The 16,249-nt window shown below is 38.4% G+C and carries 8 protein-coding genes; 1 reads left to right on the forward strand and 7 read right to left on the reverse strand.

The window, feature by feature from the left end; genetic code table 11:
* Positions 1 to 144: 144 nt before the first annotated feature.
* Both ACT3S9_RS08325 and ACT3S9_RS08330 read right to left on the reverse strand, forming a co-directional pair.
* Positions 145 to 2,271 carry an McrB family protein gene (locus ACT3S9_RS08325; RefSeq protein ID WP_441834625.1) on the reverse strand — a complete coding sequence of 709 codons (2,127 nt, stop codon included), beginning with the start codon at positions 2,269 to 2,271 and terminating at the stop codon, positions 145 to 147.
* Between the two features lie 23 nt (positions 2,272 to 2,294).
* The gene (locus ACT3S9_RS08330) at positions 2,295 to 3,491 is read right to left on the reverse strand and encodes a hypothetical protein (RefSeq protein ID WP_444750884.1); all 1,197 of its coding nucleotides are present in this window, start codon (positions 3,489 to 3,491) and stop codon (positions 2,295 to 2,297) included.
* A 128-nt stretch (positions 3,492 to 3,619) separates the two neighbouring features.
* Here ACT3S9_RS08330 and ACT3S9_RS08335 point away from each other — a divergent pair, with 128 nt between their 5' ends.
* Positions 3,620 to 4,588 (forward strand): IS30 family transposase, encoded by a 969-nt coding sequence (locus ACT3S9_RS08335; RefSeq protein WP_086959932.1) that lies wholly within the window; start codon positions 3,620 to 3,622, stop codon positions 4,586 to 4,588.
* Here the strand turns inward: ACT3S9_RS08335 and pglX are convergent.
* The 5 genes from pglX to brxC all read right to left on the reverse strand — a co-directional run bounded on the left by pglX (position 4,543) and on the right by brxC (position 16,243).
* Positions 4,543 to 7,101, reverse strand: coding sequence for a BREX-1 system adenine-specific DNA-methyltransferase PglX (pglX, locus tag ACT3S9_RS08340; RefSeq protein WP_444750885.1), 2,559 nt, complete (start codon positions 7,099 to 7,101; stop codon positions 4,543 to 4,545). The two genes, ACT3S9_RS08335 and pglX, sit on opposite strands and share 46 nt — an antisense overlap.
* A gap of 83 nt (positions 7,102 to 7,184) precedes the next feature.
* Positions 7,185 to 8,993, reverse strand: a complete 1,809-nt coding sequence (locus tag ACT3S9_RS08345; protein WP_441834627.1) for a DNA-processing protein DprA — start codon at positions 8,991 to 8,993, stop codon at positions 7,185 to 7,187.
* An 86-nt stretch (positions 8,994 to 9,079) separates the two neighbouring features.
* Positions 9,080 to 11,182 (reverse strand): RecQ family ATP-dependent DNA helicase, encoded by a 2,103-nt coding sequence (locus tag ACT3S9_RS08350; protein ID WP_441834628.1) that lies wholly within the window; start codon positions 11,180 to 11,182, stop codon positions 9,080 to 9,082.
* Entirely contained in the window at positions 11,179 to 12,420 is a 1,242-nt protein-coding gene (locus ACT3S9_RS08355; protein ID WP_441834629.1) for a hypothetical protein, read from the reverse strand. The genes ACT3S9_RS08350 and ACT3S9_RS08355 overlap by 4 nt, the downstream gene beginning before the upstream one ends.
* Positions 12,421 to 12,553: 133 nt before the next feature.
* Entirely contained in the window at positions 12,554 to 16,243 is a 3,690-nt protein-coding gene (gene brxC, locus ACT3S9_RS08360; RefSeq protein WP_441834630.1) for a BREX system P-loop protein BrxC, read from the reverse strand.
* Between the last annotated feature and the right edge of the window lie 6 nt (positions 16,244 to 16,249).

Below are 16,249 nucleotides of genomic sequence, written 5' to 3' on the forward strand. Positions count from 1 at the left end.
AAGTTGAGTAGCTAATAATATCAGCACAATATTCACCTTCACCAACAGTCTCAACGTCTATAGGCTGAGCCGATAGTTTCACAGATCCAACATGAGTTTTGTCACGCCAACGAATATTAATAAAACGGGCTTCAAAGTTCATATTTACAACCAAAAATTAACGTTCCAACCGTTTGCCTCTGCTTTTTTCAACAATGCTCCCAGTAATTTAACTGAAGAAAAAGACTCATTAATTTTTATGTCATCACCAATATCTTGCTTAAGCTCCCCATGCATTTGTAATAGCAATTCATGTTTATGGTATTCACCAACTTTTACTGTGCCATCAAAGTTAAGCTTTGGTAACACCTTAAAAAGAAAAAAGTTATTTAATGCTTCCTGCTCACTAGTGTTTACATCATTAAAATAATGCTGGTAATTCAAGCCTTGTCTAACCGGTCGCATACCAAAGTCTAAACCGAGTGGATGAAAAAATTCTTTAACGTATTTTGTCATTAATTCACAAAAGGGAGACGAAGTATCAAATGCCGGATACTCATGTCTTCTACCCATTTCGGCACTAGAAAACATGACTGGTAAATCAAAGCGAGAAACACCTAATTCATATAACCCCTTCTCTTTATTCAACTCAATCTCTGCTTTAATCCCCGCTAAATCCATTAACAAAGGGCTTTGAAACTGCATCACATGAACACGATCAAGTATTTTTGGCGACAAAAAGTGCGTAGTATCATCAATATTAACAGAGCCAACAATACGAACATTTTCAGGCAGCGTTAATACAGAAGGCTTGTTGGTACGCTCAGCAATTAATCGACGAATATCACCGTGGTATTTAACTAACGACTCCTGATCACTCATGCCAAACGCCAAACGAAGCTTTTTATTAATAGCTTCATCTTGAATCAATTCAATAAAACTCATTGATTCGCCGTTTTGACTATTATCACGTGCATCCTGCAATATAGTCAGCACCGTTTTTATTTCTGAAAGGGTATGCCCAACAGAATCATCACTGTATAGGCTTATTTTAGGCGCGCTATTGCGCTCTTCCATTTTTGACAAAAAGTCAGCAAAATAATATTCCACCTTGGCTAAATTCATTTCGTCTAAACAGATTAAATAAGGTTTTGTAGGGTTATCTCTCGCTTCAATTAGCGCATCTAAAAATGGGGTCGAAATATACTTTTTTTCAATCGGATTATAATAACCCACTAAATCTTCTGAGCCCGTCCAATTAGGTTTAACAGGAATAACCTTAGCAACGCCTCCTATGGCTTTAGCAAATGCCTTAACCAAACTTGTTTTACCTGCGCCAGAGTCGCCTGCTAACACAATTAAATCATTACATCGCAATAAGGTAATAAAGTTATCAACAATTTCCTTAGGGTACAAAAAACCATTCTCTGCCAAATTAGCTTGAATATATTGCGAAACCAGCGAGTAATCATTGTTAAAATCAGATGAGAAATTCAAATGTTCACCTTCATCCTCTTCTTCAACTTTAGATGACTCATCTACCTTATCAATCAAGTCTAATTGCTCTAAAACTCTCGTTTTTTGTTCTATATAGCGTGTAAGTTCAGATAAAGACTGTTTCATTTCAATTTCTTTTCCCTTAACGCTTTCCAGCGCTTTTTGAGCTTTAATCAGTTGTTCCGTAGCCGAGTCTTTTTGTTGCTGAACTGACGCAATACCACTTTCAATAGCGTTTATTTGCTGCTCTTTAATCTTAACGTCCTCAATTAATGAGGCATTTTTTTGATCTAACACATCTTTATTTATATTAGAAACATGTTCGATGATCCCCTCAGTAATATAGCCCCACTGATGTTGCTCATCTTTTAATTCTGACAGCTCAATTAAAGGTTTAATGCTCGAAGGCTGAACCTTTAATATAAAAGGGTTATTATGCTTTTCCCTTTCTTTGGCTTCTGATAACTCAACAGCACAGGTTATCCATCTAACGCCTTTATCCGTGTAAAATTCCCTAGCAACTTTACTATTTAAAAATATTCCTCGCCTTGGAATATCATGCTGAGTGGGTATATCGACTGGATAGGTTAATAACTGCGTTTGATTAACCGCTTTTACATTCGTCAATTTAATAAAAGTATCTTCAACCGTATTAATCTCAATTAACTCGCCCCAAACTAGCAATTCATCGCTTTCAATTTGCCAATGTGCTTTTAACACTTGCAGCAAATCATCGTCAGAAAGCGCTTGAGCTTCAGCAATTGTCAACAATGGTTGTGTATTGTCTGTTTCCATCTTATTTAAATAGCCCCATCATATTACTTCACCGCCTTACCGTGGATGGCTTTTACGTCGGCTAGTAGGTTGCCGAATTTGCCGTAGTTGGCTTTTACACCGTCGTCTAAGTCGAGGGTGATGCGTTTTTCGGCGTAGTGTTTTAATTGTTCGTCGAAGGTGCGTAGTTCGGCTTGTTTTTTATCTAAGGTTTTTAGTTCTTTTTCGATACGGCGAGCTTCGGTGCCAGTAGCTTGTATTTGCTGTTCTGATAATAAGGTATGCTGTGCATCAAACTTACCCATTAATGGCGTAACATACTCGGTACGCATCCGTGATAAGGTTCCTTCGTTATAGCGGTGTAGGTACACTAAGCACTCAAAGGCCTTTTCTTTACCTGAACTAAATAACCAATAGATAGGACGTTTTTTGTAGGTTTTACAATGGTCTTTAAAGAATTGTGTTGAGAAATAGCGACGAACAGTATCCATTGCACCTTCACCTCCTCCCTTTTTGGTAGAGAGCGGTTTCAATGCATGTAAACATAAACTTTCAGCTACAAACTCTAGGTTTTCAGTTAAGTGTTCTTCACCCCAAGCGGTTTTAACAAACTCTTTAAAGCGAGTGGTTGCGTCATCAACAAATAGCCACTCTTCTGAGGCTAAAGGGATAATACCGTCGTCGTCAGCGGGGAAAGATTTAAATGCCCCTTCAGCTTCAAGCTCTGCAAAGCCATCGTTGCTAGAGTGAGCGTAAACTAAGCCTTCTCGATCTAATGAGTAACGGCCCATCATACAACCAATACTATATTGTATAATCTCGCACAGCTTATCACTTCTTAATTTGTCAGCTAAGTTTAAACCCTTTGCACTATTTTTATACAGAAAGTCTTTATTGACGTTTAAGGAAATTTTGTCAAGAGTAACATCACCTTCAACAAAGCCCCCAAGCTCAAAAGAACTATTTACTATATGATTTAATTTATTTTCCAAGGCTAATACATTTTCAATGGTAGCCTGATAATCAGTCAAGCAAGTATTGTAGGCATCATTAATGCTCCCTTTATAAGAAACAATAGCTTCACTAGAAAAATAAAAAGAACTTTGTGTCAGGTTCCAGTCACGCTCATGTAAAGAAATAAGTTCTTTGACAATAGGTATAATTTCACTAACAGCTTTGTATGGCAGCTTTAAAAAGTCACCACTAGTTAAAGATAAAGTTGGAGCAACGACAGAAATCAATTGTTTATAAAAATTACTATTTAGAAGACCTAAAACTATACCTAAATTCGGATAATAAGTGCAATTTCTCAGATTAGATGGCCAGCTGTTATAATTCGGCCATTTTCTCGCCAAAGGAAATTGCTTTAATGAAATATAAACAGCTGACACAAGAAGAAAGATACCAGATTTACGCGTTAATAAAAGCAGGAAATAACCAAAAGCAGATAGCTGAAGAACTAACTCGTTCACCGTCATCTATTTCTAGAGAGCTAAAACGCAATAAAGGACTTAAAGGCTATCGGCCTAACCAAGCCAATAACTTTGCTGAACAAAGACGTAAGTCATCTTTCAAAGCAAGTAAGTTAACAGAGGACGTCACTCACTGGATTAATAAATTGTTGCATGACGGACTTTCCCCTGAGCAAGTGGCAGGCCGCTTAGCTTTAGAGAAACAGGTCGTTTTACATCATGAAACAATTTATCAATATATTTACAGAGACAAGGCTCGTGGTGGCAAGCTACATAAGACACTCACTCGTGCATGTAAAAAGTATAAAAAACGCTATGGAAGCTATGATAAACGTGGACAGATAGTTAATCGAGTCAGCATTGATGAACGCCCAAGTATTGTGGATTCAAAGTCTAGGATTGGTGATTGGGAGGGCGATACAGTGATAGGTAAAGGGCGTAAAAATGCGCTTGTCACAATGGTTGAACGTAAAACGTTATATACAGTCGTTCACAGAATTGAAAGCAAGCATGCGAAAATAACAGCCGATGCGCTGATCACGTGTATGACACCATATAAAGGTAAGGTTATTACCGTGACGTTAGATAATGGAAAAGAGTTTGCTCACCATGAGCATGTTGCACAAAAATTAGAAGCTGATGTGTATTTCGCTCATCCCTATTCATCATGGGAGCGGGGCATAAATGAGAATACCAACGGCTTACTTAGACGCTTCTTCCCCAAGGGAACTGACTTTATGGCGCTAAGTGAAGCAGAGATACAGGCGGCAGTTGATAAGCTCAACCATCGGCCAAGAAAAACAAGAGGGTATAAAACCCCTCATGAATTATTTACGGGGCAATCAGAAGTTCTGGTGGCTGCATAATGATTGCACTTAATACTTGAATTCAAGATATAGTAATCATCTTCATTTTCGAAAAATGCTGATAAGCCAACCCCGTCAAATATATGCCCAGATGGAGTTGAACGAAAAGAATTATCGGAAGATGTCAATTTAGGCCATGTAATCGATTTTTTAAAATAATATTTCTTCCCATTAAATCCATAACTATTCCCATTAACGGCTGCATAACCTTCAATATCCTTACCTGAGTTTTGGTAATTAACTATTAAATTTTGATTCCCATACCACTTTCGATAGGCTCCTCCTGATGCACATGGAAACCATTTAGCTTCAATGGTATTGCCAGCTTGTTGATTGAACTCAATTGTTGCTATATTGACTTCATGCCATTCCTTCATAAAGACTTCATTGTTGCCTGTTTTTATTCCAAAACCTGCATAACAAATATCTCTCAAAGTCTGATAACTTTCAAAAATCTCGAAAATATTTTCATCAATCCAGTAGCCTATCGGCTTTCCTGGTACTTTTTCGAAATGTGATACCGACCTAGTATAAAAAGGATATTCTTCACTCCCTGAAATAGCTTCTTTAAGTCTAAAAGGTTGTTCGTCACCATTACCTAAGTAACCTAGATTAGTATATTTCCCTAGGTATCTATTTACACCTTTGACAATTGTAAAACCTAGAAGAGGTACAATTGCGGAATCGAAAAAGCTGGTGTATGACGGTTGAACTAAAGAAGTTATTGACTTGTTTTGAAAGATCAATTTTCTTAATTTTTCATATGTTCCTAAAAACATCCAAACATAGGGGGTTACAAGAGCAAGATCACCATTATTTAGTGTTAACTGCTCACATCGTTCAATATAGACAGAAAATAAATCAGCTTTAGAAGAAGGGAAAACATCCTTAACAAAGCTTTTTAAATTGGCATTCATTCCCTTTGTTGCCAAATACGGAGGATTTGCTATTACAACGTTGTATCGGTCAGCTAAAACTATTGCTTGATTACATAATTGCAATAGATTTGTAGCAGCTTGCTTAGCACCTGGATCTGTACTTTTAATCTTCCTATCAAGCTCAGCTTTTAGACCGAGTAGGTTGTTTAAATTATGATGTTCAACTTGAATTAGTGAACCAAGGTTTTTTGCCTGCACAAAAGATGTTTTAAGCTTATGAAGTAATTCGAAATACTCTCCATAAACACCCGTCGGCTGTGCATAATTTTCAGAGGAGTCAAATAATCCACCTGTAGAACCAGCTTGTTGATTACCTTCTAGATCTAAAGCTTTCCAAAGCTTTGGAATATCCAAATGTTCAGATGATTGTAGTGAGTAAACATTAAGTGCTACCTCACCACCTTCAACACGTTGCCTAAACCTTTCAAACACGCGTCTATCATCTTCACGGGCTTTCATCATCAAAGCAAAACCACCAAGCTGCGCTGCACGGTCGTCAATATCCAAACCATAAATGTTTTTGGTAAGAATTAATTCAGGTATTTCACGAAGACGGTAGCCACGCTCTAGGTATATTTCGCGCAATACTTCATATACTTCAACCAAAATATGTCCTGATCCGCAGGCAGGGTCTAGCACTTTGATCTCTTCTGGGTCGATGCTTGTTGGCGTAATGGCTTTTAGCTGTTCAATAACATCTTCAGACTGCTCAGCAGGTTCGATGTAGTATTCCATTTTGTCTTTAAGGTCTGAATCTGGGTAAGTGGCTAACCATTGTCTACCCACAGAGTTTTGTACTAAGTATTTAACAATCCAGTTTGGCGTAAATAACTGAGTAGCAGCGGGTATATCTTCTGATTTAACCACTTTGCCAATTACAGCATCTTTATGCTCTGAAATGTAAAACTGATAAAGCCAACCGATGACTTCGATTTGTTGCCAATCTTCTTCTGGAATGTCGTTGATTAGACCTTTTAGGATCGAATCAGTCTTGGTTAAGTTATTTGGTAGTAGTAGCTCTGTTGCATCATCAATAGTTTCAAACGCTAAGCCTTTAAATATTTGAGGCATAATTTTAGCGAGTTGATGGCATTGGCCTAATAGCAATTCACGATACAGCTCTTCCTCTTTATCGCCCGCTAGTTGTAGCTCAATAATATGGTTTTTATCTAAATTTAAACTTTCTGCCACATCGGATGCATGATTTAAGATTTCAGGTAGGCTATCGGCGTTACTAAGATGACTCTTTGCAGGTGAAAGCACACGAAAACCATGATCAAAGTAATCGTGTATTTCCATATAACGCAGTGCCGCTAAACGGTTAAACCACGTGTAGGCAATTTCACGGGTGAACATATCATAGCCGCGTTCTGCTAATTTGCTTTCTAAACGCTTACGCTGCTCACCTTCTTGACGAGTAAAGGCACGGCCTTCGATTATCGCAGCGCCGCCTTCAATGCGAACTTCTGCTATTCGATCTTCATATATACCAAAGTGAGCAGCACGCTTTTTAACGGCTTCAATAAATTGTTTACGCGCTTTAGGTGCGTATGATTTTAAGTTTTTAGTGTTCATAATTTTCTCTTTACTGGGCCGCTGTATCTGACCTCGGTATCTAATCCATGATGTTAATTTGTTTCGCAGTCTTACTTGTTACTTTATGTTGGCGATATTACAGGCAATGTGAATTGCTTTTTCTTAGCTGACGGGCGTACTAGTTTGCCTTGCTCAACTAGGTGCTTTAACCACTTATCTAGTGCCTGCTTGCCCATTATTTCAAACTCGGGAAAATGGCTGTCGAGTGTTGTTTTATCAATAAGATGCTGTGGTTGCTGTTCAATTAATTTGCATAACTGAAGATAAAAGCTATCCAGCAAAGGCGTTGTTGATTCCTCAGGTGATTGCTCTTCTAACTGTTCTGGTATTTGCTGCGATATTTGCTCTGGTATTTTTTCGTTGGCTTGCTCTGGTGCTTGTTCTGTTTTTTGCACCTCACCTGCGTGTTGCTCTGGCTCCACATTTAGCAATTTAGTGTTATCACACTCATCGCTTTGTGTTTGATTACTTAAATTAACCTGTTTATTTTTGGTCTGCTCTTGCGGTTCTGATGACGAGGTTGAGCTGAGCTCTTTATGTTCGCCCGCTTCAAGTTGATTGTTTTTAACCTTAACACTTTTAACCTCAACACTTTTAGCCTCAACATTTTTAACCTCAACACCTTCTATCTTCGAGTATTTATTGGGTGAAGCCGATGCTTCTGGTTCACTTTCAAGTTCATTTTTTGCCATAGAAAATAGATCGTCTTGAGTCTGAATATTACTTATAGGACTTTCTGTATAGCTAGCGCTAGTTGTTGAAGCATCTAACCCGCTCAGCAGTGAACCTTGACCTTTTTCAACGTATTTAATTGATTCGTTGGCTAGTTTATTTGATTGTTGAGAGGTTTCTTTTTCTGAAGTTGAGAATAACCCTAACAATTGTTCTGTGGTGTTATCAGGCGAAATTGAATATGCATTAGCCAGAACCTTACCTAAGTCCTCGCCATTTATTAATGCTTGATTACCCGCTTGTAAAGGCTGTTTATGCTCTGAAACTAAAAGTGGTACCCACCCTTTTTTAAGGTTCTCTTTAGCGCCTTCCCACGTACCGCCTTTCTCACCTGAAGTTACAACAACCGTTGCACTTGATAAGAGGTAAATAAACTTATTACGCGCCATAGCATTAGCGGGTGTAAAGCGCCCTTCAGGGTAAAATGGACTTATAAGCACTAAGTTATTGGCTTTTAAGTGCTGACGCCATTGTCTTGCTGCGCTTGCTTTGAACAGGCTATCTGCCAATATGCCTATTGCTGTATTGCCGTTGTTAAGAGAAGCAAGCATTGCATGAGAGTCTACGCCTTTGGCTGCACCCGAAACGACTTGGTAATTTAAATGGTTAATTTGTGAAACGTATTGATTGGTTGCTTGTTCATCTTGCCCATCACAATCTCTAGAGCCAACAAAGCCAATTGCTTGCTTTGAGAGTAATTCAGGATTACCAACGCCAAAAAATAAAGCTGGGCTTTGATGCTTAAGCCGCTTTTTAATCACCTTAGGATAGTGCTCGTGTTGTCGGTCCATGATCCACACACCCGCACTCTGCCATTTGTCGAGCGCTAGGCTTAAACTTGCACCTCGATTAAGTAGAGTTTTAATACGCTCATACGTTAGTTTTTCAATTGTATTGTCTAAACGAGCAAAATCGATAATTTGTTTCGCTTTAATATGACTTAATGGTTCATCCCAAGATACCCAAATACTGTCAAACGTTTCTTCATTCAGTAAATCTACAGGCTTAAAACCATTTTGATGTAACCAACATGCGAAGTAACCGTACTCATTGACTGTCAGCGTTTTATATTCTTTCACTTCATTCGCGTTAAAAAAGCTTGTGAGTAAAAGTATTGCTTTTGTATTTTCAGTTATCATTTAAGTATCTACTATTATCGATTTTATAATTAGGTTGCTTTACTTGTTTCTTAATTTTACCTTGCCACTTTTTTGTCTTAGTTTACTTAGTTATTTTTACTGGTACTAGTTAATGCTATGGGCACTACGCTGGTTACACCATTTTGCCTTAATAAGGCGCCTGCAATGGTAAATGTCCACCTTGAATCTACCGCGTCATCTAATAACCAAACAGGTGAAGGATACCCTTGTGAAGTATCTATACTAAAAGCACCATCTAAATTTTTACTTTGGTGAAAGCTATTTTCCATCGTTTTTTGGGGTGGTCTTAATTCAGCAATATTAATAGTGTCTTTACATTCAACATTTAATGCAGCCGCTAACGCATGTGCAAAGTTTTTAACTAAGTTAGGATGCCTAGGAGATGGAATGTAAGCAAGCCAACTTGGCCTTTGTTCATAAGGGATGCTGTTGATCATTTTGACCATTGGCGGAATTAAGTCATGACTAAACACGCCTGAAGCTTTGCCCTCTGCAACGAGGTCGCCCCAGCCCCCATCTTTCCATGATGAAAGCGCCATCCCTTTTTCAATATTTAAATTAGCTTTATTTGCGCTATAGGGAAGACCATATTTAGTAAATGCTAAGCGGGCATTATTGCCAGAACTAGCAAAGGTTGCTCTTGGTTTAATAGCAATGTACCTATGCCTTAAGTAATCATTCGCTTTTAATACCAGCTCACTATCGACTTTGCCAGGTAGTTTATTTGCTGGATTACAATTTTCACATTTACCGCAAGGCTGTGAATCAGGATCATCTAACTCTTTTGACAAAAACTGCATTAAGCATGTATTAGATTTATGATAATTATTTAAGACTTCCCACTCACCTTGTTTAATAATATTTAGACGTTCAATTTTTTCTTCTGGTATTTGGTAATCAAACTGTGTTCTAAAATATTGAGGACCGTCTTTTAATATTGGTGATGGCTGCTCTATGCTTAAAAACTTTAAAATGTCTTCTATTGTACCTTTTGAGAAGTTAACGAGCGGCTCTAGCTCTGTTACTTTGAGGCCATCTGCATTTTCTATGACTTCTAATAATTGATTAATTTGTTGCTCTTTAGGGAAAGCATTTTCAATAAAGTATTGTTGAATTCTGCCATCCTCTTTACCTAGCATCATTATACCGATTGCTTTGTCTATTCCGCGCCCAGCACGGCCTACTTGTTGGTAATATTCAACAACGTTTCCTGGTGATTGGTAATGAATGACAAATCCTAAATCGGGCTTATCGAACCCCATGCCTAATGCAGAAGTAGAAACAAGTGCTTTGATTGTATTATTTATTAGCGCTTGTTCGAGCTGTTCTTTCATCTCGTTAGTTTCTAATTGACTATGATAAGCATGAGCATTAATACCTTGCGTTTGCAAAAAGCCTGCAACTATCTCACAGTCTTTTGTTGTTTTGGTATAAATAATCCCAGTACCTGACATGTCATTTAAATATTGAGCTAACCAAGCTAGGCGCTCTGATTTATTTGAAATATCGATATTTTGCAGCTGTAAGCTTTTGCGCGTGAGCGCTCCTCTGATTATAGATAAGCGATCTCCTAATTGATTTTTAATGTCATCAACAACGCGGTTATTCGCTGTAGCGGTTGTCGCTAATACAGGCATATTCTTCGGCATATTTTGTAGTACTCGAACAATACGGCCATAGTCTGGCCTGAAGTCGTGCCCCCAGTCTGATATACAGTGCGCTTCATCGACTACAAACAAACCTATATTACCACTAATGCGGCTCAATATTTTCTCGGCAAAGTAAGTTTGTCCTAATTGCTCAGGAGCAACTATGATTGCATCAACTTGGCTAGCGAGTATTTTATTTTCGGCAGTTTGGCGCTCATTTTTGTCCATTGATGAATTATATGAAACCACTTTTAACCCTAACTTTGCAGCAGAGTCGATTTGATTGCGAATCAATGACAACAAAGGCGATATGATTAATGTAGGGCCAAAGCTTTGAGAGCGACGAATTTTTGTGGCGATAAAATATACGGCACTTTTACCCCAACCAGTACGCTGAACGACTAGTAACTGATTTTGTTTATTCACCAGTTCATCGATAGATTCCCACTGGTCTTCATGAAAAGATGCGGTTGGGTTTCCCGTCATTTCATGTAAATATGCTTGTGCTATTTCTTTCATCGTTTTTCTTCCTTGGATGGCTCTTCAAACAATTTGTCGTCGAGCTTTTTTAATCCTTTAACTAATGTGCGACCAATAAACCTGCTTGGTTTTGACATTGCTGCCTTGTAAACCATTTCACCTGCATCAACTAGGCCTTTGGCAGTTCCTTCAATAGCAACACCTGCACCTTCAAAAATAGCCTCTACCCCATCAACGCCCTTATTATAGCGTTCAGAAGCGTGGTTAATTCCGCTAATAGTAGCGAAGATACCCAGTGTACCAACACCTGAGAGAATGGCATCAACAGCAGTATCTTTTGCGTCAATCACTCCACCGCCGAGTGCTTGCTCTACGGTATTGTTAAGCTCTTCATTGGTATAGCCTCCATCAATTGCACCAGTTTTTACTGCAACCTCACTCGTTGCTATTACAGGGATCTCTTCATCAACTGAGGCAATATAAGAAACACTATCTGTTGCTTTGATTTGCATCTCTATGCCATCAATTGTGATATCTGTGCCGGGGTTATTAAAGTGCTCAAATAATTCGCCCCCGGCATCGTCTGCTACAAGCTGCTCAAAATATGCACCTTTTGTTAGACTAACTAAGCCTGCATAACTTGCTGGTGACATCCAAAGTGTTTCAAACCAAATTTCGGTATTAGACATGTTTGCAAAGTTGCCATTAACAGCCCTAAGTGAGTCATACACTTGGTTGGCATTATATAGATCGTCGGTAATTGATACAGGTATGGATAATCCAGCAAACCAAGTAGCAGCAACCGAAGTGCTACTAATATTCTTTACTAGCTTTTTATCTACAGCATCTTTTAGTGTTTTATGTGCTCTATCGATTCTTTGTTCACTTAAAAGCAGTAATGACACAAAGTGGTCTTCTATTGCTTTGCAATCATTGCCATATGTTTTGTTAAACTCTTTTAGCGCTACTTTTAATTTGTGTATTTCTTTATCTAATGAGCTGAGATCTAGTTTTTCGTCATGTTTTAATTTATTCCAACATGAAAAATTAGCATAGGCTTGCTGCCACTCAAGATTAAGCTGGGCTCGCTTAAACTCAAATGTTGACAAGGTAGTCACTAATTTATCTCTTGCTACTATGACTGGAATTGCATTTTTTTTATTAGCCAATTGCCTTATGTTATTTTTTTTTAATACCTTTCTTTGGCGAGCTAATTCTTTTTGTTTATGACAGCGAATTGGCTTTTTTTTCTTAAATAAATTAGTAAATAAGTTCATTTATTTTAATCCCTTTGCCTTGCGACTATCCTTAGAAAATTTCATTATCAAAATATAGTTATATTGTTGAAAGAATGTTTTACCAAACTACCAATTGAGGTGGCTTTATTGGCACCTTAATTGGTAATTATCTCTATCTAATCCGCACTTTATTGTTGCTGTTTACTAATGTTGTGAGTTTTCCTTTGAGTGCTTTAAGGTAATTATTGATATCATCTTCAGTTTCAATTATTCCTGCGCTATTTACCTCTCGCATTACACTAGATGTATCAACAGAAACTATTTTTTTCGGTGCTGGTTCTGCTACTTTTTTTGGCTCAGATTTTGTTGGTTTGTAGTCACCACTTTCTGAGTCTATACCTGATGCTGAAACCGATTCAGGGGCTTGTTTAGCCTTTTGCGTTACTTCTTTGGCTTTTTGCTCAGCGAGTGCTTGTTGCTGTTCAATAAACTTATTGATTAGTTCGTAGGCATCTTCTTCAAGTGTGGCAGCTTCTGTGATCTCTTGATGTATTTCAGCAATACCTTGCAGCGTATCAACACGTTTTTTAGCGTTTTGAAGTGGGTAAAGCGCTTTATTGCTAATATCGCTATTTACTGCGCCTGCGGCTTTAATTTGCTCAGTTACATGCTCGATACGAATATCGATTCTTGCCTTAGCATGAGTGCGCTTTTCAGTTAATAAAGCTTCGTTAACTTTGTTTACACTTTCAATAAGCGGTTCTACGTCGCGTATGTCGCGGTATGGGCGCTCTTTATTAAAAATAGATTCCAACTTTTGCAGCGCTGCTATCGCGTTTGCCTCTTTTTCGAGTGCTATGCGATTACGGTCAAAGTCGATAGTGAGTGCTTTGTACAACTTTTGCCAAGTTGAAAATTGAGTTTCGTAGAAGTTTTCAAGATCTTGGTAGTCTTCTTCAAAATCAAGTAGATCATCACCATTAGCCAAGAATGATTCAATAAACTGATAGCTTGATTGCGCTTCAATTAAACCCGCTAACAATACTCGCCCGTTATCAATGTCTTTTACACCAGGGTAGTGACCCGTTGAAGCTTTGTTAGCAAAGCCATCAAGCTTCTTTTTCATGGTGCTTATATTAGTTTGAGCAATGTTGAACAGCTCTTTTTCACTGTCTGGGGCATTTTTGCCAAACACGTTTTTAAACAATTTAGCCGCACGGTTTAAGTTTGCTTCAGACTGCTGTTTAATGCGCCGAACGCGCAGTTCTGCACGTTTTCTAACTTGTGTAAGATTGTCGTAGGAACTTTTTAAAGGAACTTCTTGCTGACGCATTTGAAAGCAAATTTTGTTAGCGAGTGCCAAACGCGAAATAATTAAAATTATTTCTTCATCGTTCCAGCCAAACGGTCGTTTTGAAAAGCGTTTTACAATGTCTTCTGCAGTAATTGCTCTGCCAGTGTCATCGCCAAGGGTTATGAACTTTTCTACCTCTAAAGAGGCTAATGGATTTATTTCGTCAGCATTTAAATCGAGACCAATTTGGCTAATATCGTCTGCAACTAAAGTGTTTTGAATTTCGCGGCGGATATCACCTGGAAATGGTTTTACTAACTTTAGCTTGCTGAAAGTGTTTTCAATTACGTAGCGATAAAGCTCTTGAAGTATTGAGCTTACCGCTCCGCCTTTTGGATTTTGTTTAGAGCCTAAAGCGTAAAATTCAGCATCTTTTAGTATCTCTTCTACTTCTCCAATTAGGCGGCGATTTCGATCTTGGTTTTCTGTCGCTTTTTGATGAAGTAACTGTTGTTGTTCTGGGCGTTTACCAGAGTTACCACGTAAAAACTTACTTGTTCGGATAAACGTTTCGATGTCTCTGAATACTCTGTTGCTTTCAGCAAGTTTGATGATTATAGAGCCACTGTCGCCGTCCGTTGAGCGATTAGCACATACGGTAGATGTATATTCATCGTAGTTTGGATCTCTTGGTGTGATCACTTTTACTACTAAGTCGTTTTCTTGAGAGCCATCTCGTGGGCTACCATTACAAAAACGGCTGATAGGGAAATCTTGCTTGTTTTCTGGGTAGCGATAGTTCGCTTCACGACGCAGCACATCATCAAAAATTAGATCGCTTATCTTTTTAGTCTGATCAGATAATTCAATTTCAGTTTTTTGGATTTCTTGCTCAATTTCTTTCTCTTCGTTAGTAAGGAAAATGTACTCGTCACCTTGGCGAGCGATAAGCATATTAAGCTCTAAGGCATTTAAAGCCTGCTCAATTTCGCGCCTTAACGCTAGGCGGTCTTCATCGACTTTGCTTACACACAGGGTGACAAGGTTATCTAACGTTGACTTAATTACATCGACATAACGAATTAAAAACAATGTTTTTAATATATTCAGCGCGAACGGCGATATAGATTCTTTAACGGATGCCTGATCAATATCTTTTTTAACAGATGTATCGAGGAAGCTTTCGATAGCTGGATAGAAAAAATATAACGGGATTAGAACTCCGACATTTTCATTTCGGACTTGTTTGGCAGCGCTTTGGAATGCATCTAACAAAGAGCGTTCACCACGGCTTAAATGTAAGCCTGTTGCACCCGCTTTACGAATAGCTTCAAATATTTTTTGAACTAAAATATAATGATAAGGTACAAATGGATAGCTATTAATAAAGCTACTTGCATCTTTATAGTTAGCTAACTCAGCGGTTGTTGTACTGTCAAAAGCTAACTGGTTCCTTAGAATGTCACCCTTTTGATCATACAAGTCCTGGAGTTCAATACGAGCCGCATCTTCTTTTGATAGCAGTCGTTTTTCTATCACCTCACTGGTGTTTGAGCTTGAAAGAGATAGGCGTTCAAATCGGCCTTGGATTTTTGAGAAGTCGTGACCTTTTGAGCCTGTCATTTGCCCTATAACTGCATCGATGTCTTCTTGAGAAGTAACCACCACCCAAGCACGGCCTTCACAAATAGTACCGAGGTTTTCAGTGATTGTTTGAAGTTTCAGCATCATCTGGGTGTTGTTGCCAATGAACTGACCTACTTCATCCACAAAGAACAAAACTCGGCGGTCTGAGTTTACATCTAGGTATTCTTTTACCCATTTACAAAAGTTGCTAACGTCTAACGTGAAGTTGTTTTCAAGTTGCTCAACCCACTGCCTTGCTGATTCAGTTGATTGATTAGTTACCTTACCAAGCGCATCAGCCATGTCATCGCGGTAAAAATCGTAAGCATCTCTTTCTTCAATCCAGTTAGCAGACGCTAACGCATTGAACTCTTGTTTGAACTGTTCAAATACACCTCGTTGGTCTAACTCGCGTTCAAGGTGCGCAATATGAGGGTGATCTCCACTGAAGCCCATTTGCTCGTTAAAAACTTTTAAGAACACTTTTAAAATTGCATCATCACCGTCATCTGTGTTGGCACGGCTGTCGATATTAAAAAGGATAACGGTATTATCTTTGGTAACCGCAGTGTCTATTTCACCTAATAAGAAGCCATCTAGGTTTTTATCTTTGAAAAACTCGATAGCTGATTTATCAAACTCACCATTTGTTGCTTGAATGTTTTGTAAAAGGTAAGACAATATTTTGATGAAATGAGATTTACCTGAGCCAAAAAATCCACTCACCCAGATCCCTAACTTGCCTGATGCAGCTTTTGCTTTTGGATCGCGCACTGAAGGCATATACGCATCAAAAAACTCTTCGAAGTGTTTTGCTAATTCGGTGGTGATTACATATTCATCTAGCTCGGTAAAAACAGTGCTGTTTTCTAATTGGTCAGCTTTTACAACACCATTAATTGGTCGGTTTATATCTTTAGTAAATAAGTCGTTAATTTGCATGTTATT

Origin of the sequence: Pseudoalteromonas sp. AOP31-A2-14, from assembly GCF_052378035.1 — a bacterium.
Classification (GTDB): Bacteria; Pseudomonadota; Gammaproteobacteria; order Enterobacterales; family Alteromonadaceae; genus Pseudoalteromonas.